Consider the following 19,621-nt stretch of genomic DNA (forward strand, 5'->3'; position numbering starts at 1 on the left):
AGGAAAACATGGATCTCTCGCAATATCTTCCCGTCATGCTGTTCGTGATCGTGGGCATCCTCGTGGGTGCTGCCTGTCTGGTCATGGGTCGGGGTCTGGGTCCCAATCGCCCTGATCCTGCCAAGAACTCCCCTTATGAATGTGGCTTCGAGGCCTTTGAAGACGCGCGCATGAAGTTTGACGTGCGCTACTACCTCGTGGCCATTCTGTTCATCCTGTTTGACCTGGAAGTGGCATTCCTCTTCCCTTGGGCTGCTGCCTACAAGCAGCTGGGTCCGGTCGGCTTCTGGGCCGCCATGATTTTCCTGTTCATCCTGCTCATCGGATTCATCTACGAGTGGAAGAAGGGCGCCCTGGATTGGGAATAAACACAGGCTGAGGGTGGCTGGGTGCTAGTCCCGGCTGCTCGCACTTCTGGAGAGTCGCATGTCGATTGAAGGTGTTTTCAAGGAAGGCTTCATCACCACCAGCTATGACGCGGTGGCGAACTGGGCCAAGACGGGTTCGATCTGGCCCATGACGTTTGGCCTGGCCTGCTGTGCCGTCGAAATGATGCACGCGGCCAGTGCGCGCTACGATCTGGCGCGTTTTGGTGCCGAGGTATTTCGTGCCAGCCCGCGTCAGTCCGATCTGATGATCGTGGCGGGTACGCTGTGCAACAAGATGGGGCCGGCCTTGCGCAAGGTCTACGACCAGATGGCCGAGCCGCGCTGGGTGCTGTCCATGGGCTCCTGTGCCAATGGGGGTGGCTATTACCACTACAGCTACTCCGTGGTGCGCGGTTGCGATCGCGTGGTGCCGGTCGATGTCTACGTGCCGGGCTGCCCGCCCACGGCCGAGGCGCTGATCTACGGCATCATGCAGTTGCAGCAGAAGATCCGCCGTACCAATACCATTGCCCGCGCCTGAGGAGATCCGCATGACTGCATACGCTGTAGATATCCAGGCGCTGTCCCAGACGGTGACGCAGCTGCTGGGTGACAAGATCCGTTCCTCCGTGGTGGCTCGCGGCGAGCTGACCATCGAGGTGGCTGCCGCCGACTATGTCGAAGTCGCACGCCAGTTGCGTGACGCCCCCGGTTGCCAGTTCGAGCAGCTGATTGACCTGTGTGGTGTCGACTATTCCGATTACCGCGATGAAGTGTGGGAAGGTCCGCGTTATTGCGTGGTGCTGCATCTGCTGTCCATCACGCTGAACCAGCGCCTGCGCCTGAAGGTGTTTGCGCCTGATGACGATTTCCCGGTCGTGGCCACCATCAACGATGTCTGGGCCGCTGCCAACTGGTTCGAGCGCGAGGCCTTCGACCTGTACGGCATCGTGTTCGAGGGTCACCCGGATCTGCGTCGCATCCTGACCGACTATGGTTTCATTGGTCACCCGTTCCGCAAGGACTTCCCGCTGTCCGGCTACGTCGAGATGCGCTACGACGAGGAGCAGAAGCGTGTGGTGTACCAGCCCGTGACCATCGAGCCGCGCGAAATCACGCCGCGCATCATCCGCGAAGACAACTACGGGGGGCTGCACTGATCGCCGGCTCCGGCGAGAAGGAATGACATATGGCTGAAATCAAGAACTACACCCTGAACTTCGGTCCGCAGCACCCAGCAGCGCACGGCGTGCTGCGTCTGGTGCTGGAGCTGGATGGCGAGGTGGTGCAGCGTGCCGACCCGCACATCGGTCTGCTGCACCGTGCCACCGAAAAGCTGGCCGAGCACAAGACCTATCTCCAGGCGCTGCCCTACATGGATCGCCTGGATTACGTGTCCATGATGTGCAACGAGCATGCCTACTGCCTGTCGGTCGAAAAGCTGCTGGGTATCGAGGTGCCGATCCGTGCGCAGTACATCCGCGTCATGTTTTCAGAGATCACGCGTATCCTGAACCACCTGATGTGGCTGGGTTCGCACGGCAACGACTGTGGCAGCTCCACCATCCTGATGTACACCTTCCGCGAGCGTGAAGACCTGTTCGACATGTACGAGGCCGTTTCCGGCGCGCGCATGCACGCAGCCTACTTCCGTCCGGGTGGTGTCTACCGTGACCTGCCGCACAGCATGCCGCAGTTCGCCAGCAAGTTGCGCAGCAGCAGCTCGGTCGACAAGATCAACAAGGCGCGTGGTGGTTCGTTGCTCGATTTCATCGAGGACTTCACCAACCGCTTCCCCAAGTGCGTCGACGAGTACGAGACCCTGCTCACCGAAAACCGCATCTGGAAGCAGCGCACCGTGGGCATCGGCGTGTTGACGGCAGAGCGTGCCATCAACCTGGGCATGACGGGTCCCATGCTGCGCGGCTCCGGCATCGCCTGGGACCTGCGCAAGACGCAGCCCTACGAGGTTTACGACCGTCTGGACTTCGATATTCCGGTGGGTACCACCGGCGATACCTATGATCGCTATCTGGTTCGCGTCAATGAAATGCGCGAATCCAACCGCATCATCCAGCAGTGCGTGGAATGGCTGCGTGCCAACCCGGGTCCGGTCATCACCGACAACCGCAAGGTGGCGCCGCCGTCGCGCGCGAACATGAAGTCGGGCATGGAAGACCTGATCCACCACTTCAAGCTGTTCACCGAAGGCTTCCACGTCCCCGAGGGCGAAGCCTACGCCGCTGTCGAGCACCCCAAGGGCGAGTTCGGCATCTACCTGATCAGCGATGGTGGCAACAAGCCCTACCGCATGAAGATCCGCCCGCCGGGCTTCGTGCATCTGGCCGCGCTGGATGAACTCGCCACCGGCCACATGCTGGCTGACGCGGTGGCAGTGATCGGCACGCTGGACATTGTGTTTGGAGAGATTGACCGATGATTTCTGAAGCTACCAAGGCGCGCTTCGCCAAGGAAGTGGCCAAGTACCCCGATGCGCAGAAGCAATCTGCCGTCATGGCCTGCCTGTCCATCGTGCAGCAGGAGCAGGGTCACGTGTCGGCCGAGAGCGAGCGCGAGATCGCCGAATACCTCGGCATTGCGCCGATGGCCGTGCACGAAGTCACGACCTTCTACAACATGTACAACCAGCAGCCGGTCGGCAAGTACAAGCTGGCCGTGTGCACCAACCTGCCGTGCCAGTTGCGCGATGGCGGCAAGGCGCTCAAGTACCTCGAAGACAAGCTCGGCGTGACCGCCGGCGAAACCACGGCTGACGGCATGTTCACCCTGCAGCAGTGCGAATGTCTGGGTGCCTGTGCCGATTCCCCGGTGATGCTGGTCAACGATCGCAACATGTGCAGCTTCATGTCCGTCGAGCGCCTGGAGGCGCTGGTGGAAGGTCTGCGTAACGCGGAGGGCAAGGCATGAGCGTGAGCAACATCCTGGCGCAATTCGCGTCCAGCGGTCAGGAAACCTGTTTCCATGGCCGCCATATCGAGCCGCAGATCTACAAGGATCTGAACGGCAGCAACTGGAGCCTGAAGGATTACGAGGCGCGTGGCGGCTATCAGGCGCTGCGCAAGATCCTGGGCAAGGATGACGGCACGGGCATGTCGCAGGACGATGTCATCGCCACCATGAAGGAGTCCGCACTGCGTGGACGTGGTGGTGCCGGCTTCCCGTCCGGCCTGAAGTGGAGCTTCATGCCGCGCAACTTCCCGGGCCAGAAGTACATCGTCTGCAACTCCGACGAAGGCGAGCCCGGTACCTGCAAGGACCGCGACATCCTGATGTTCAACCCGCATATCGTGATCGAAGGCATGATCATTGCGGGCTTTGCCATGGGTGCCAGCGTGGGATACAACTACATCCACGGCGAGATCTTCGAGGTTTACGAGCGCTTCGAGGCCGCCCTGGAAGAGGCACGTGCTGCCGGTTACCTGGGTGACAACATCCTGGGCAGCGATTTCAGCTTCCAGCTGCATGCCCACCATGGTTTTGGTGCCTACATCTGTGGCGAGGAAACAGCGCTGCTCGAGTCGCTGGAAGGCAAGAAGGGCCAGCCGCGCTTCAAGCCGCCGTTCCCGGCCAGCTTTGGCCTGTACGGCAAGCCGACGACCATCAACAACACCGAGACCTTTGCTGCCGTGCCGTGGATCATCCGCAACGGCGGTCAGGCCTATCTGGAGTGTGGCAAGCCGAACAACGGTGGTACCAAGATCTACTCGGTGTCGGGCGATGTCAACCTGCCCGGCAACTACGAAGTGCCGATGGGTACGCCGTTCTCCACCTTGCTCGAACTGGCCGGTGGCGTACGCACGGGGCGCAAGCTCAAGGCCGTGATTCCGGGTGGCTCTTCGTCCCCGGTGCTGCCGGCAGACATCATGATGCAGTGCACGATGGACTACGATTCCATCGCCAAGGCCGGCTCCATGCTCGGATCCGGTGCCGTGATCGTGATGGATGACAGCCGCTGCATGGTCAAGTCGCTGTTGCGCCTGAGCTATTTCTACATGCACGAGTCCTGCGGCCAGTGCACACCCTGTCGTGAAGGTACCGGCTGGTTGTGGCGCGTGGTGCAGCGCATCGAAAACGGTCAGGGCCGTCCGGAAGATCTGGACCTGCTCGACTCCGTGGCGGGCAACATCCAGGGGCGCACCATCTGTGCGCTCGGCGATGCTGCTGCCATGCCGGTGCGTGCCATGCTGAAGCACTTCCGCGATGAATTCGCCTACCACATCGAGCACAAGACCTGTCAGGTCCCTGCCTATATTTGACGAGTGATCGCCATGGTTGAAATCGAACTGGACGGAAAGAAGATCGAGGTACCGGAAGGCAGCATGATCATGCATGCTGCCGAAGGTGCCGGAACCTTCATTCCGCATTTTTGCTATCACAAGAAACTGAGCATTGCGGCCAACTGCCGCATGTGCCTGGTGGATGTCGAGAAGATGCCCAAGGCCGTGCCGGCTTGTGCCACACCGGTGGCCCAGGGCATGATCGTCCATACCAAGAGCCCGAAGGCGCTGGCGGCACAGCAGTCCGTCATGGAATTCCTGCTGATCAACCACCCGCTGGATTGCCCGATCTGCGACCAGGGTGGCGAATGCCAGCTGCAGGATCTGGCCGTGGGCTACGGCAACAACACCTCGCGCTACGAAGAGGAAAAGCGTGTTGTCACACCCAAGGATGTCGGTCCGCTGATCTCCATGGAGGAGATGAGCCGCTGCATCCAGTGCACGCGCTGCGTACGCTTCGGTCAGGAAATCGCCGGTGTCATGGAGCTCGGCATGTCTAACCGTGGCGAGCACTCCGAAATCGAAACCTTTGTCGGCAGCACGGTGGATTCCGAACTGTCCGGCAACATGATCGACATCTGTCCGGTGGGTGCGCTTACCAGCAAGCCGTTCCGTTACAGCGCCCGTACCTGGGAGCTGGGTCGCCGCAAGTCGGTGGCGCCGCACGATGCGTCGGGTGCCAACCTGATCGTGCAGGTCAAGAACCACCAGGTGCTGCGCGTTGTGCCGTTCGAGAACGAGGCCGTCAACGAATGCTGGATTGCCGACCGCGACCGCTTCAGCTACGAGTCGCTGAATGGTCCGGATCGCCTGACGGCACCGATGATCAAGCAGGGCGGCAGCTGGCAGGAAGTCAGCTGGCAGACGGCACTGGAATACGTGGCCAACGGTCTGAAGCAGATTGCCACCGAGCACGGTGCCAACAGCATCGGTGCCCTGGTCAGCCCGCACAGCACGCTGGAAGAGCTGACGCTGGCCGGCAAGCTGGTGCGTGGTCTGGGTAGCGACAATATCGATCACCGCCTGCGTCGCGCCGATTTCACGGCAACCCATGGCAAGGTGCGCTGGCTGGGCATGCCGGTGGCCGCCCTGAGCACGCTGCAGCGCGTGCTGGTGGTGGGCAGCAACCTGCGCAAGGACCATCCGCTGTTTGCCCAGCGTATCCGTCAGGCCGTGCGCCACGGAGCCCAGGTGAATGCGCTGGTCGAACAGCGTCAGGACTGGGCCATGACCCTGAAAAATGTGCTGCAGGCTGATGCCGCCGACTGGACCCAGGCGCTGGCCAATGTGGCTGCCGCCATCGCCGAGCAGAAGGGCGTTGCCGCTCCTGCGGCCGGCCAGGCGGATGCAACGGCACAGGCGATCGCCAAGTCCCTGCTGGGCGGTGAGCGCAAGGCCGTGCTGCTGGGCAATGCGGCGGCACACCATGCCCAGGCCGAAAGCCTGCTGGCGCTGGCGCAGTGGATTGCTGCACAGACCGGAGCCAGCTTCGGTTACCTGACCGAAGCCGCCAACACGGTGGGTGCCCAGTTCGTCGGTGCGCAGCCGCAAACCGGTGGTCTGGATGCTGCCGCGATGACGGCTGGTGCGCTGAAGGCCGCGATCCTGCTGAATGTCGAACCCGAATTCGATACCGCCGCTGGCCAGCAGGCCGTGGCCGGTCTGAACCAGGCACAGATGGTCGTCACGCTGAGCCCGTTCAAGACCAACATGGCGATCAGCGATGTGCTGCTGCCGATCAGCCCGTTTACCGAAACTTCCGGTACCTTCGTCAATGCCGAAGGCCGTGCCCAGAGCTTCCACGCCGTGGTCAAGCCGCAGGCCGATACCCGTCCGGGCTGGAAGGTGCTGCGTGTGCTGGGTAACCTGCTGCAGCTGCCGGGCTTCGATGCGGAGTCCTCGCAAGATGTGCTGGCAGGCCTGGGTCTGGAACAGCGCGAAGCGGGCACTTTCGTCGCGCGCCTGGACAACAGTACGGATGCTGCCCTGACCGTGGCCAAGGCTGACGGTCGTCCGGTGGTGGCTTCCATTTATCAACTCGACAGTCTGGTGCGTCGTGCGCCAGCGCTGCAGGCCACGGTGGATGCCCGTGCTGCCGCGAGCACGCAGGGGGTGAGCGCATGATGGACGCAATCTTTGCCGCAGGCGAAGGCCTGATCCAGGCGGCCTGGTGGATGGACGTGGTGTGGCCGGTGATCTGGGCATTGCTCAAGATCATCATCGTGGTCATTCCGCTGATGCTGTGCGTGGCCTACCTGACCTTGTGGGAGCGTCGTCTGCTGGGCTTCATGCAGCACCGCCGTGGCCCCAACCGCGTGGGTCCGCTGGGCCTGCTGCAGCCCATGGCCGATGGCCTGAAGCTGCTGACCAAGGAACTGATCAAGCCGGATCGTGCCCACACCTGGATCTACTACATGGGTCCGCTGATGGCCATCATGCCGGCCCTCGCGGCCTGGGCCGTGATGCCCTTTGGCCCGGATGTGGCGCTGGCCAACGTCAATGCCGGTCTGCTGCTGATCATGGCCATCACCTCGATCGAGGTCTATGGCGTGATCATGGCCGGCTGGGCTTCCAACTCCAAGTACCCGTTCCTGGGCGCACTGCGTGCGTCGGCCCAGATGATCTCCTATGAAATCGCCATGGGCTTCTGCCTGCTGGTGGTGGTACTGGTGGCGGGCAGCATGAACATGGGCGAGATCGTTACCGGTCAGGCGCAGGGCATGTTTGCCGACAAGGGCATCAACTTCCTATCCTGGAACTGGTTGCCGCTGCTGCCGATCTTCATGGTCTACCTGATTTCCGGTGTTGCCGAAACCAACCGTCACCCGTTTGACGTGGTGGAAGGCGAGGCGGAAATCGTGGCCGGCCACATGGTGGAATATTCCGGCATGGGCTTTGCCATCTTCTTCCTGGCCGAATATGCCAACATGATCCTGTTCTCCCTGCTGGCAGTGGTCATGTTCCTGGGCGGCTGGCTGCCCCCGTTCGAGTTCCTGAGCTTCATTCCCGGCTGGATCTGGCTGTTCATCAAGACCTTTGTCGTGGTGAGCATGTTCATCTGGATCCGGGCCACCTTCCCGCGCTACCGCTATGACCAGATCATGCGTCTGGGCTGGAAGATCTTCATCCCGTTGACGCTGTTCTGGCTGGTGCTGGTGGCGGCATGGATGCAGACCTCCTGGAATATCTGGCCGTAAGGAGGAGTACGAGATGTCTACTACTGCAACGAAAACCGAATCCGGCTTCAGCCTGAAGGACTTCCTCGGCAGTTTCATGCTGGCCGAGTTGTTCAAGGGCATGGCCCTGACAGGACGTTACGCCTTCAAGAGCAAGGTGACCCTGAACTACCCGGAAGAGAAGACGCCGCTGAGCCCGCGCTTCCGTGGTCTGCACGCCCTGCGCCGTTATGAAAACGGTGAAGAGCGCTGCATTGCCTGCAAGCTGTGCGAGGCGGTCTGTCCGGCCCTGGCGATCACCATCGAGTCCGACCAGCGTGATGACGGCAGCCGCCGCACCACGCGCTATGACATCGACCTGACCAAGTGCATCTTCTGCGGTTTCTGCGAGGAGAGCTGCCCGGTCGACTCCATCGTCGAGACCCACATCTTCGAATACCACGGTGAAAAGCGTGGCGACCTGTACTTCACCAAGGACATGTTGCTGGCCGTGGGTGACAAGTACGAAGCCCAGATCGCTGCCAACAAGGCGGCGGATGCGCCTTACCGCTGACAGGACCAGGGAATACATACGAGGACAACATGGACGTCAAAACTGGTCTTTTCTATCTGTTTGCTGTGGTGCTGATTTTCGCGGCCTTCCGCGTGATCACTGCACGCAACCCGGTCAGCGCTGTGCTGTACCTGGTGCTGTCGTTCTTCCAGGCATCCGCCATCTGGATGCTGCTGGAAGCCGAATTCCTCTCCATTACGCTGGTGCTGGTCTACGTCGGTGCCGTGATGGTGCTGTTCCTGTTTGTCGTGATGATGCTTGACGAGGATGTCGAGCGGCTCAAGACAGGCTTCTGGAAGCATTTCCCGGCGGCAGCCGTGGTGGGCGTGCTGGTCATCCTGCAGCTGTCCATCATCCTGCTGAGCAACTTCACGGAAACGCAAGCCCTGCCGATGCGCGGCATGGATGGCGCTCCGCTGCCTGCGGATGCTTCCAATACCACCGAGCTGGGCAAGCTGCTGTACACGCATTACCTGTACCCGCTGGAAATCGCTGCCATCATCCTGCTGGTAGCCATGATCAGTGCGATTGCCCTGACCCTGCGCAAGCGCAAGGACAGCAAGGCCATTCCGCCTTCCGAGCAGGTGCATGTGCGCTCTGCCGATCGCGTGCGTATCGTGAAGATGGAGGCAACCCGTGCTGCACCGGCTGCCGAAGCTGCCACGGAGGAGAACAAAGCATGAGTCTGACTATCGGCCATTTCCTGACCCTGGGCGGGATCCTGTTTGCGTTCGCGGCAGTGGGCATTTTCCTGAACCGCAAGAACCTGATCGTGCTGCTGATGTGCGTCGAGCTGATGCTGCTGGCAGTCAACATGAACTTCGTGACCTTCTCCCGTTTCTGGGGTGACCTGAACGGGCAGATCTTCGTGTTCTTCATCCTGACCGTGGCCGCTGCCGAAGCTGCCATTGGTCTGGCCATCCTGATGCTGCTGTTCCGCAACAAGTCCAGCATCGATGTGGAAGAACTCAACGTGCTGAAGGGGTAATCAGAACATGACACAAACGACCCTTTCCACGACGACCCTGGTCATCATTGCCTTTCTGCCGCTGTTGACTGCCACCCTGGTAGGCATCTTTGGTACGGCAATCGGTGGCCGTATCCTGGGCAACAAGGCCTCGCACACGCTGACCATCGGCGGCGTGCTGGTCTCCTGCGTGCTGTCCGTGATGGTGCTGATGCAGGTGCTTGACGGTGCCCGCTATGACCAGACGCTGTACACCTGGCTGAGCATTGGTGGCCTGAACATGGAAGTCGGCTTCATGGTCGACAGCCTGACCGCCATGATGATGGTGGTGGTGACCTCGGTGTCGCTGATGGTGCACATCTACACCATCGGCTACATGCAGGGTGATCCGGGCTACAACCGCTTCTTCTCCTACATCTCGCTGTTCACCTTCTCCATGCTGATGCTGGTGATGAGCAACAACTTCATGCAGCTGTTCTTTGGCTGGGAAGCGGTGGGCCTGGTGTCCTACCTGCTGATCGGCTTCTGGTACCAGCGTCCGACGGCGATCTTCGCCAACATGAAGGCGTTCCTGATCAACCGCGTGGGTGACTTCGGCTTCATCCTGGGCATCGGCCTGCTGCTGGCCTATACCGGCACACTGAACTACACCGAGTTCTTCGGCAAGGTGAACACGCTGGCTGGCCAGACCATGCCGGGTACCGGCTGGCAGATCGTGACCGTGGCGTCCATCTGCCTGTTCATCGGTGCCATGGGCAAGTCGGCGCAGTTCCCGCTGCACGCCTGGCTGCCGGACTCGATGGAAGGCCCGACGCCGATCTCCGCACTGATCCACGCGGCCACCATGGTGACCGCCGGCATCTTCATGGTGTCGCGCATGTCGCCGCTGTTCGAGATGAGTGATGTTGCGCTGAACTTCATCCTGATCATCGGTGCCATCACGGCCTTCTTCATGGGTATCCTGGGCATCATCCAGAATGATATCAAGCGCGTGGTGGCGTACTCCACGCTGTCGCAGTTGGGTTACATGACCATGGCCCTGGGTGCCTCCGCCTACTCCGTGGCCGTGTTCCACCTGATGACGCACGCCTTCTTCAAGGCCCTGCTGTTCCTGGCGGCCGGCTCCGTCATCATCGGCATGCACCACAACCAGGACATCCGCTGGATGGGCAATGTGCGCAAGTACATGCCGATCACCTGGATCACTTTCCTGATTGGTACCCTGTCCCTGATCGGTACGCCGTTCTTCTCGGGCTTCTACTCCAAGGAAAGCATCATCGAGGCGCTGCACTTCAGCACGCTGCCCGCAGCCGGCATCGCCTACTGGGCGGCCCTGCTGAGCGTCTTTGTGACCTCGCTGTACAGCTTCCGCGTCTACTTCCTGGTCTTCCATGGCAAGGAGCGCTATGACCAGAATCCGGAGCCGCACCATGACGATCACCATGATGACCATGGCGACGGCAAGCCGCACGAATCTCCGTGGGTGGTGACGCTGCCGCTGGTGCTGCTGGCGATTCCGTCGGTGATCATCGGCTACCTGGCTGTGGATGCCATGCTGTTTGGCGACTTCTTCAAGGATGCCATCCATGTGGATGCACGTCACCCGGCCATGGCAACCTACGCTGAGCACTGGGTCAACGTCTTCCACGGTGCCACCGGTTTTGCCCTGCACGCGGTACAGACCGTGCCGTTCTGGCTGACAGTGGCCGGCTTTGCCGTGGCCTACTTCCTCTACATGATGAAGAACAACGTGGCTGCCAGCCTGGCCAAGGCCTTTGCCCCGATCATCGCCGTGCTGGAAAACAAGTACTACGTCGACTGGGTCAACGAGAACATCGTGGCCCGTGGTGCACGCTGTCTCGGTACCGGCCTGTGGAAGGCGGGTGACCAGGGCCTGATCGATGGTGCCATCGTGAATGGTTCCTGGAAGGTTGTCGGCGGTATCGCTTCGGTGGTCCGGAAAGTCCAGACCGGTTATATCTACCACTACGCCCTGGCCATGATCCTGGGTGTGCTGGTGATGGTGGCCTGGTTCGTCTGGTTCGCCTAATAAGGGAGAAATAGAAAAATGGGATTGTTGAGCCTGGCCATCTGGCTACCCATCGCGATCGGAGCCGTTCTGCTCGCCTTCAACGAGGATCGCCACGCCCGCATGGTGCGCTGGATTGCGTTGATCGGTTCCATCGCCAGCTTCCTGGTGACGATACCGCTGTACACCGGTTTCCAGCTGAACACGGCTGCCTTGCAGTTCGTGGAAAAGAATCCGTGGATTCCGCGTTTCAACATCAACTACCACCTCGGTGTTGATGGCATCTCGCTGTGGTTCGTGCTGCTGACTGCCTTCATCACGGTTGTGGTGGTGATCTCGGCCTGGGAAGTGATTTCCCAGCGCGTGAACCAGTACATGGCTGCCTTCCTGATCCTCAGCGGGGCCATGATCGGCGTGTTTGCTGCCCAGGATGCGATGCTGTTCTACGTGTTCTTCGAGGCCACGCTGATTCCGATGTACCTGATCATCGGTATCTGGGGGGGGCCGCGCAAGATCTACGCCGCCTTCAAGTTCTTCCTGTATACGCTGCTCGGTTCGCTGCTGATGCTGGTGGCCCTGGTCTACCTGTACAACGTGTCCGGTGGCAGCTTCGACTTCCAGACCTGGTACAAGTTGCCCTTGGGAGCAACGGCGCAGACGCTGCTGTTCTTCGCCTTCTTTGCCGCCTTTGCCGTGAAGATCCCGATGTGGCCGGTACATACCTGGTTGCCCGATGTGCACGTGGAAGCACCGACCGGTGGTTCCGCCGTGCTGGCAGCCATCATGCTGAAGCTGGGTGGCTACGGTTTCCTGCGCTTCAACCTGCCGATCACGCCGGACGCTTCGCAAGAGTGGGCCTGGCTGATGATTGCGCTGTCGCTGATTGCCGTGGTCTACGTCGGTCTGGTGGCCCTGGTGCAAAAGGACATGAAGAAGCTGGTGGCGTACTCCTCGGTCGCGCACATGGGCTTCGTGACGCTGGGCTTCTTTGTCTTCAGCGACATGGGCGTGTCCGGTGCCATCGTGCAGATGATTGCACACGGTTTCGTCTCTGCAGCCATGTTCCTGTGTATCGGCGTGCTGTACGATCGCGTGCATTCGCGTGAAATCGCCGATTACGGTGGCGTGATCAACACCATGCCCAAGTTTGCTGCCTTTGCACTGCTGTTCTCGATGGCCAATAGCGGCCTGCCGGCAACGGCCGGTTTCGTCGGCGAGTGGATGGTGATCCTGGCCAGTGTCGAATACGATTTCTGGATTGGCCTGCTGACGGCGACTGCCCTGATCCTGGCGGCTTCCTATACCCTGTGGATGTACAAGCGCGTCTATCTGGGTCCGGTGACCAACGACAATGTCCGCGCCCTGCAGGACATCAACTGCCGCGAATTCGTGATGCTGGCGCTGCTGGCCATCGCCGTGCTGGCCATGGGTGTCTATCCCAAGCCCTTCACTGACGTCATGGACGCTTCTGTTGCACACCTGCTGCAGCAAGTGGCTGCGACCAAACTGCCCTGAGAGAGCCTGCAATGATTGACAAACTGAGTTGGATTGCCATCTATCCGGAAATTTTCCTGGCGGTGATGGCCAGTGTGATCTTGCTGGCCGACCTGTTCGTGAAGAGCCCGGGCCGCGTGCCGACCTACCTGCTGACGCAGCTGACGCTGCTGGCGCTGGTGGCGATCCAGGCCCTGTACGCACTCAACGGCTATACCATCTACGCCTTCGGCGATACGGTGGTGAGCGACACCATGGGCAGCTGGCTGAAGTGTTTTGCCGCCCTGGCCACTTTCGTGACGCTGGTCTATGCCCGTCCGTACTCCGAGCAACGCGGCATGTTCCTGCGTGGTGGCGAGCTCTACCCGCTGGTGTTGTTCAGCCTGCTGGGCATCTTCGTGCTGACCTCGGCCAACCATTTCCTGCTGATCTACCTGGGTCTGGAACTGCTGACACTGCCGTCCTATGCCATGGTGGCGCTGCGTCGTGACAATGCCGAAGCCAGCGAATCGGCCATGAAGTACTTTGTGCTGGGTTCGCTGTCTTCCGGTTTCCTGCTGTATGGCATGTCCATGCTCTACGGTGCCACCGGTTCGCTGCTGCTGCCCGAAGTGCAGCATGTGATCGCCAGCGGCATGGCCAAGACCCAGATCCTGGTGTTCGGCGTGGTCTTCATCGTGTCCGGCCTGGCGTTCAAGCTGGGTGCCGTTCCCTTCCACATGTGGATGCCTGACGTCTATCAGGGTGCGCCCACGTCGGTGACCCTGGTGATTGCCGCAGCGCCCAAGCTGGCCGCTTTTGCCATGGCGATCCGTCTGCTGGTCGAAGGCATGCTGCCAATGGCGGTCGAGTGGCAGCAGATGCTGATCATCCTCGCGGTGCTGTCGTTGCTGGTCGGTAACCTGGCGGCCATCATGCAGCAGAACATCAAGCGCATGCTGGCGTATTCCACCATCGCCCAGATCGGCTTCGTGCTGCTGGCGCTGGCAGCTGGTTATACCAACAACAACTTCAGCAACGTGGTGGATGCCTACTCGGCAGGCATGTTCTATATCGTGACCTATGTGCTGACCACGCTGGTCAACTTCGGCGTGATCCTGCTGCTGGCACGTGACGGTTTCGAGTGCGACAACATCAATGATCTGGCTGGCCTGAACCAGCGCAGCCCGCTGTATGCCGGCGTGATGGCCATCAGCCTGCTGTCGCTGGCCGGTATCCCGCCCATGGTCGGCTTCTACGCCAAGATGAGCGTGTTGCAGTCGCTGGTGTCTTCCGGAACAGTCTTCCACATCGGTCTGGCCGTGTTTGCGGTGGTCATGTCGCTGATTGGCGCCTTCTACTACCTGCGCGTGATCAAGGTCATGTACTTTGATGCCCCGAATCCGCGTCTGCCGGAAACCCTGCATGCCGGTCTGGACGTGCGTGCCGTGCTGTCCCTGAACGGTGCCCTGGTGCTGGTGCTGGGCCTGATGCCGGCTGGCCTGATGAGCCTGTGTGCCCACGCGATTTATCGCATGCTGTCGGCCTGAGGTACTGGCTGACACATGGGACTTGACCTGTCGATCTGGCTGGTGATTCTGGTGGCCCTGGTGGCCGCCAACCTGCCATTCCTGAACCAGCGCATTTTTGCGCTGGTTCCCCGCAAGAGCCCGCAGCGCAAGGGGATTGCGCTGCAGCTGGCCGAGTGGCTGGTGCTGTATCTGCTGGTGGGGCTGTTCAGCCTGACACTGGAGCGCAATGCCGGCCAGATTTATCCCCAGGGCTGGCAGTTTTATGCCACCACGCTGGCCATGTTTGCCACACTGGCGTTTCCGGGTTTTGTCTACAGCCATCTGATGCGCCACACCGATTGAGGAGGGCGTATGGCGGTTCCTGCTTTTCCGACCCTGCACGAGCATCTGCAGTGCGAGCATGACGGCTTGCGCGAGCGTACCCAGTCCCGCGAATTGCTGGTGGCAGGGCGTTTTCTGAAGGTGGTACGCGATCAGGTGATGTTGCCGGACGGCAAGCTGTCTTCACGCGAATTTGTCCAGCATCCGGGGGCAGTGGTGGTGGTTCCGCTGCTGGAGGGCGGCCGCCTGCTGCTGGAGCGCCAGTACCGCCATCCGGTGGAGCGCGTGATGATCGAGTTCCCTGCGGGCAAGCTGGATGACGGCGAGCCGGGACTGCGCTGCGCCCAGCGTGAACTGCTGGAGGAGACCGGTTGCGTGGCGCGGGAATGGGCGTTTGCCGGCACCATGCACAACTGCATAGGCTATTCTGATGAGCACATCGATATCTGGTTTGCGCGCGGACTGGATTATCACCAGCAGCAGCTGGAAGAAGGCGAGCTGCTGGATCTGGTGACTGCCACGCCGCAGGAATTGCTGCAGAGCATGCGGGACGGGCTGTTGACCGATGCCAAGACCATCACCTGCATGCTGTGGCTGCAACAGATGCTGGATGGCAGCTGGCAGCCTGATTGGCAGAAGGATGGGCAGACGTGAAGGTGTTCAATCTGCGCTGCGGCGCAGGGCACGATTTTGAAGGCTGGTTTGCGTCGGAGGAGGACTTTCTGTCGCAGCAGCAGGGCGGTCTGCTGTCCTGCCCTGAATGCGGTGACATGCAGGTGGAGAAAATGCTGTCGGCACCACATATCAACCTGGGTCATGGCAAGGCGCAGCCGTCAGCCGGCCAGCCGACCGAGCAGCAGCAGCGCCGTCGCGTGGTGCAGGCCATGTACGAGCGCATGGTGCAGCATGTGATCGAACATACCGAAGATGTGGGCGATGCCTTTCCGGAGCAGGCGCGCAAGATGCATTACGGAGAGCTGGACGAGGCCCCGATCCGTGGCCAGGCCAGCCCGGAAGAAACCGAAGCCTTGCGCGAGGAGGGCATCGATGTGGTGTCATTGCCGATTCCCAAGGTGTCCCAGGGCAAGCTGCAATAAGGCCTGGTGACGGAGGTTGCGGCAGGTCTGCCGATGCTTGCCGCTCCTGTTTCCCGCTCTGCCGGAAGGGGTCAGTTCCTGCCCGGCCAGGCTGATGCTGGTTCCCTCTGCAGCGCATCGGCGGCATGCCGGATGAGTTGTCCGATGGCGTCTGGCTGATCACAGGCAATGGTTTGCCGCCAGGGCATGCTGCGCAGCCAGGTGAGCTGGCGTTTGGCCAGCTGGCGGGTGGCGGCAAGCGCCTTCTCGCGCCAGATGGCGACCGGCTCGCCCTGGTCCATGCCTTCCCAGGCCTGGCGATAGCCGACACAGCGGATCGAGGGCAGGGACACATCCAAATCGCCGCGCTGGCGCAGCTGGCGGACTTCCGCTTCAAAACCGGCTGCCAGCATGGCGTCGAAGCGCAGCGCAATGCGCTGGTGCAGCCAGCCACGGTCGGATGGCTCCAGGCTCAGCAGGGCCAGCGGCATGTGGCCACCGAGCCGGCTGTCCTGGCCGGCGTGCCAGTGTGACAGGGGCTTGCCGGTCTGGTGCCAGACTTCCAGTGCCCGGCCGATACGCTGGCTGTCGTTGGGGGCGAGGCGGTGGGCGGTGGTGGCATCGACTTGCTGCAGGCGCGCGTGCAGCGCCGGCCAGCCGTGGCGCAGGGCTTCCTGCTCGATCTGGGCCCGGATAGCCGGGTCGGTGGCGGGCATGTCGTTCAGACCCTCGAACAGAGCCTTGAAGTAGAGCATGGTGCCGCCGACCAGCAGCGGCAGGTGGCCACGGGACTGGATCGCCTGCATGGCGGCACGGGCGTCCTGGACGAAACGGGCGGCGCTGTAGCTTTCCAGCGGATCAATCAGGTTAATCAGGTGATGCGGGGCCAGGACCAGCTCTTCTGCGCTGGGCTTGGCAGTGCCGATATCCATCTGGCGGTAGACCAGGGCGGAATCGACACTGACGATTTCCACCGGCAGCTGCCAGTGCTGGTGTGCGTGCTCGGCCAGCGCCAGCGCTGCGGCGGTCTTGCCACTGGCGGTGGGGCCGGCAATCGCCAGATAGCGGGGGAGGCTGGCATCGGTCATGGTCAGCGGCCACGCAGGAACAGGGCGTCGAGTTCGCGCATGCCGAGCTGACGCCAGGTGGGGCGGCCATGGTTGCACTGGTCGGCGCGTTCGGTCGCTTCCATCTGGCGCAGCAGGGCGTTCATTTCTTCCAGGGTCAGGCGTCGGTTGGCGCGTACCGCGCCGTGACAGGCCATGGTGGCGAGGATCTCGTTGCGGGCGCGTTGCAGCACGGTACTGGCGTCGTGGCGTGCCAGCTCGTCCAGCACCTGGCGGGCCAGCTCCACCGGGTCGCTGCTGGCAAGCTGGGTGGGGACGGAGCGCACCGCCAGCGTGCGGGCGGCCAGCAGCGAGACTTCCAGCCCCAGTTGCGCCAGCACGTCGGCGTAGTCCTGGGCGGCGGCGATTTCCTGCGGCGTGGCGGCGAAGGTCGCCGGAATCAGCAGTGGCTGGCTGTGCAGCGTGGCCTGATCGAGTTGCTGCTTGAGCTGTTCGTAGACGATGCGCTCGTGGGCGGCATGCATGTCGACCAGCACCATGCCGAAGGCGTTTTCGGCGATCACGTAGACGCCGTGGATTTGCGCCACGGCGCGGCCCAGTGGCCACTGGTCGTGGGTGTCGGGCAGCGGTTGCGGGCTGACGTCCGTGGTCGCTGCCGTGCCGATGGCCGGACTGGCGGGGGTTGCCGGATCGGCCGGGGACAGCATGGCCCAGGGGGCGATGCCTTCCTGCAGCTGGTCGCGGTAGGGGCCGGAACGGGCATCGGGCTGGTAGGGGTTGAGCGGCATGCCCTGTTGTCGCCAGGCGGGCATGGCGCTGGTGCTCAGTGGCAGGCCGGGTGGCGGCGTGAGCTGCAGCGGGTTGCTGCCGCCATCGGCCTGACCGGCGCGAGACGGGGCGAGTGCCTGTTGCAGTGCCTGGCGCACGGCCTGGTGCACCTCGCGGCTGTCGCGGAAACGGACCTCGATCTTGGTCGGGTGCACGTTGACATCCACGCGCAGCGGATCAATCCCGATATGGAGCACATAGACCGGCTGGCGCTGGCCGTGCAGTATGTCCTCGTAGGCGTTGCGGGCGGCGTGCGCGATCACCTTGTCACGCACGTAGCGGCCGTTGACGTAGGCGTATTGCTGGTCGGCGCGCGAGCGGGCGTGGTCGGGCAGGCCGCAGCGGCCTTGCACGCGCAAGGGGCCACCCGGGGTCTGGATCTCGTAATCGACGGCCAGACTTTGTTCGATGAAGGCATCGCCGAGGACATCGGCCATGCGGCGTTCGGCGTCGGCGGCGCGCCACTGTTCCAGCAGTTTGCCGTCGTGCCAGAGCGTGAAGGCGACATCGGGACGCGCCAGCGCGTGGCGGCGCACGGCATCGAGGCAATGGGCGAGTTCGGTGGTTTCGCTTTTCAGGAACTTGCGGCGCGCCGGCGTGCTGAAGAACAACTCGCGCACCTCGACCGAGGTGCCGCGCTGGCGCGCTGCCGGCCGCACTTCGCCGCTGCGGGCATCGAGAAAATGCGCGTGTTCGGCATCGGCGGTGGCGGAGAGCAGGCTGAGTTCGGAGACGGAACCGATGGCAGCCAGGGCCTCGCCGCGGAAGCCCATGGTTTCGACCGCTTCGAGATCGTGCAGGCTGCGGATCTTGCTGGTGGCGTGACGCTGGATCGCCAGTGGCAGCTGCGTGGACGGGATGCCGATGCCGTCATCCTCGACCGCGATCAGGCGGATGCCGCCAGCCTGCAGTCGCACGGTGATGTGGCGCGCGCCGGAATCGAGGGCATTGTCGAGCAGTTCACGCACGACGGCAGCCGGACGCTCGATGACTTCACCAGCGGCGATCTGGCTGATCAGTTCGTCGGGCAGGGCCTGGATGGTAGGGTGGGGGACAGCAGACATGGAGGACAAAAAAGGTATCGGGGCATTGTAGCCAGCCTGTGTCGGGAAGGGGGCATGCTGCGATAATGCTGCATCGCCACATACATTGCCGGACCCCAGCATGGAAATCATCGGATTCCTGATCGACTTCATTCTTCATATCGACCGCCATATCTTCGAATTCGTGCAGCAGTACGGCAACTGGGTCTATGGGCTGCTGTTCCTGATCGTGTTTGTCGAGACCGGGGTGGTGATCATGCCTTTCCTGCCGGGCGATTCGCTGCTGTTCATCGTGGGCGCGCTGGCCGGTACCGGCCATCTGGATCTGTGGATTGCCATGGCGGTGCTGTGGGTGGCAGCGGTGCTGGGGGATCAGTGCAACTACAGCATCGGGCGCTATTTCGGGCCCAAGGTGTTCCAGTGGGAAGATTCGCGCCTGTTCAACAAGAAGGCGTTTGACAAGGCGCACAACTTCTATGAGCGTTATGGCGGCATCACCATCGTGCTGGCGCGCTTCATGCCGTTTATCCGCACCTTTGTGCCGTTCGTCGCTGGAGTGGCCGAGATGAGCCGGGCCAAGTTCACCTTCTACAACGTGCTGGGGGCGACGATCTGGGTTGGCGGCATCGTGGTGGCAGGCTATCTGTTCGGCAATATTCCGTGGGTGCAGCAGAATCTGCAGATCATCATCTGGGGGCTGATCCTGGTGCCGGGCCTGATCGCGCTGTACGGGGCCTGGAAAGCCGGGCGCGCCGAGAAGGCCCAGGTGACGCAGGCCGGCAGCACCCGGTAACAATCGTCTGGATCTTCATACAACTCTCACAATGCGGACATGCCGCTTCGTGGGATGATGGCTGCGTGCCGGTCGCAAGTGACTGGCAGCAACCAGA

The 19,621-nt window shown here is 61.9% G+C and carries 20 protein-coding genes; 18 read left to right on the top strand and 2 right to left on the bottom strand.

Annotated features, from left to right (window positions below):
- Positions 1–8: 8 nt before the first annotated feature.
- From C513_RS0106500 to C513_RS0106580, 17 genes are read left to right on the top strand one after another with little or no spacing between them, the layout of a single operon-like run.
- Entirely contained in the window at positions 9–368 is a 360-nt protein-coding gene (locus C513_RS0106500) for an NADH-quinone oxidoreductase subunit A (protein ID WP_026320622.1), read from the top strand.
- 58 nt (positions 369–426) lie between these two features.
- The gene (locus C513_RS0106505; RefSeq protein WP_018715231.1) at positions 427–909 is read left to right on the top strand and encodes a NuoB/complex I 20 kDa subunit family protein; all 483 of its coding nucleotides are present in this window, start codon (positions 427–429) and stop codon (positions 907–909) included.
- Positions 910–919: 10 nt separating this feature from the next.
- Positions 920–1,528, top strand: coding sequence for an NADH-quinone oxidoreductase subunit C (locus C513_RS0106510; protein ID WP_018715232.1), 609 nt, complete (start codon positions 920–922; stop codon positions 1,526–1,528).
- A 29-nt stretch (positions 1,529–1,557) separates the two neighbouring features.
- A complete protein-coding gene (locus tag C513_RS0106515) occupies positions 1,558–2,808 on the top strand; it encodes an NADH-quinone oxidoreductase subunit D (RefSeq protein WP_018715233.1) in 1,251 nt (416 codons plus the stop codon).
- On the top strand, positions 2,805–3,296 hold the full coding sequence (nuoE, locus tag C513_RS0106520) for an NADH-quinone oxidoreductase subunit NuoE (protein WP_018715234.1): 492 nt from the start codon (positions 2,805–2,807) through the stop codon (positions 3,294–3,296). Before C513_RS0106515 ends, nuoE begins: the two co-directional genes overlap by 4 nt.
- Entirely contained in the window at positions 3,293–4,645 is a 1,353-nt protein-coding gene (nuoF, locus tag C513_RS0106525) for an NADH-quinone oxidoreductase subunit NuoF (RefSeq protein WP_018715235.1), read from the top strand. The genes nuoE and nuoF overlap by 4 nt, the downstream gene beginning before the upstream one ends.
- Positions 4,646–4,657: 12 nt before the next feature.
- Positions 4,658–6,790 (top strand): NADH-quinone oxidoreductase subunit NuoG, encoded by a 2,133-nt coding sequence (gene nuoG / locus C513_RS0106530; RefSeq protein WP_026320623.1) that lies wholly within the window; start codon positions 4,658–4,660, stop codon positions 6,788–6,790.
- Complete coding sequence (nuoH, locus tag C513_RS0106535) at positions 6,787–7,863, top strand: NADH-quinone oxidoreductase subunit NuoH (protein WP_026320624.1); 1,077 nt, start codon at positions 6,787–6,789, stop codon at positions 7,861–7,863. Before nuoG ends, nuoH begins: the two co-directional genes overlap by 4 nt.
- 13 nt (positions 7,864–7,876) lie before the next feature.
- Positions 7,877–8,395 carry an NADH-quinone oxidoreductase subunit NuoI gene (gene nuoI / locus C513_RS0106540; protein WP_018715238.1) on the top strand — a complete coding sequence of 173 codons (519 nt, stop codon included), beginning with the start codon at positions 7,877–7,879 and terminating at the stop codon, positions 8,393–8,395.
- A gap of 29 nt (positions 8,396–8,424) precedes the next feature.
- The gene (locus C513_RS0106545) at positions 8,425–9,078 is read left to right on the top strand and encodes an NADH-quinone oxidoreductase subunit J (protein ID WP_018715239.1); all 654 of its coding nucleotides are present in this window, start codon (positions 8,425–8,427) and stop codon (positions 9,076–9,078) included.
- Positions 9,075–9,383: an NADH-quinone oxidoreductase subunit NuoK gene (gene nuoK / locus C513_RS0106550; protein WP_018715240.1), complete on the top strand. Its 309-nt coding sequence runs from the start codon at positions 9,075–9,077 to the stop codon at positions 9,381–9,383. The genes C513_RS0106545 and nuoK overlap by 4 nt, the downstream gene beginning before the upstream one ends.
- Positions 9,384–9,390: 7 nt before the next feature.
- Positions 9,391–11,412, top strand: coding sequence for an NADH-quinone oxidoreductase subunit L (nuoL, locus tag C513_RS0106555; protein ID WP_018715241.1), 2,022 nt, complete (start codon positions 9,391–9,393; stop codon positions 11,410–11,412).
- An 18-nt stretch (positions 11,413–11,430) separates the two neighbouring features.
- Positions 11,431–12,906: an NADH-quinone oxidoreductase subunit M gene (locus C513_RS0106560; RefSeq protein ID WP_026320625.1), complete on the top strand. Its 1,476-nt coding sequence runs from the start codon at positions 11,431–11,433 to the stop codon at positions 12,904–12,906.
- A gap of 11 nt (positions 12,907–12,917) precedes the next feature.
- Positions 12,918–14,414, top strand: coding sequence for an NADH-quinone oxidoreductase subunit NuoN (nuoN, locus tag C513_RS0106565; protein WP_018715243.1), 1,497 nt, complete (start codon positions 12,918–12,920; stop codon positions 14,412–14,414).
- 15 nt (positions 14,415–14,429) lie between these two features.
- Complete coding sequence (locus C513_RS0106570) at positions 14,430–14,738, top strand: DUF2818 family protein (protein WP_018715244.1); 309 nt, start codon at positions 14,430–14,432, stop codon at positions 14,736–14,738.
- A gap of 9 nt (positions 14,739–14,747) precedes the next feature.
- Positions 14,748–15,371, top strand: a complete 624-nt coding sequence (locus C513_RS0106575; protein ID WP_018715245.1) for an NUDIX domain-containing protein — start codon at positions 14,748–14,750, stop codon at positions 15,369–15,371.
- Positions 15,368–15,814, top strand: a complete 447-nt coding sequence (locus tag C513_RS0106580; RefSeq protein WP_018715246.1) for a DUF1178 family protein — start codon at positions 15,368–15,370, stop codon at positions 15,812–15,814. The genes C513_RS0106575 and C513_RS0106580 overlap by 4 nt, the downstream gene beginning before the upstream one ends.
- Positions 15,815–15,885: 71 nt before the next feature.
- On the opposite strand, the gene miaA is transcribed toward C513_RS0106580, so the two are convergent.
- Positions 15,886–16,881, bottom strand: coding sequence for a tRNA (adenosine(37)-N6)-dimethylallyltransferase MiaA (gene miaA / locus C513_RS0106585; protein ID WP_018715247.1), 996 nt, complete (start codon positions 16,879–16,881; stop codon positions 15,886–15,888).
- A gap of 2 nt (positions 16,882–16,883) precedes the next feature.
- Entirely contained in the window at positions 16,884–18,752 is a 1,869-nt protein-coding gene (gene mutL / locus C513_RS0106590; protein WP_018715248.1) for a DNA mismatch repair endonuclease MutL, read from the bottom strand.
- A gap of 100 nt (positions 18,753–18,852) precedes the next feature.
- On the opposite strand from mutL, the gene C513_RS0106595 reads away from it, so the two are divergent.
- On the top strand, positions 18,853–19,524 hold the full coding sequence (locus C513_RS0106595; RefSeq protein WP_018715249.1) for a DedA family protein: 672 nt from the start codon (positions 18,853–18,855) through the stop codon (positions 19,522–19,524).
- Positions 19,525–19,621 lie beyond the last annotated feature (97 nt).

This window comes from Allobrachymonas chironomi DSM 19884 (genome assembly GCF_000374625.1).
GTDB classification, from domain to species: domain Bacteria; phylum Pseudomonadota; class Gammaproteobacteria; order Burkholderiales; family Burkholderiaceae_C; genus Brachymonas; species Brachymonas chironomi.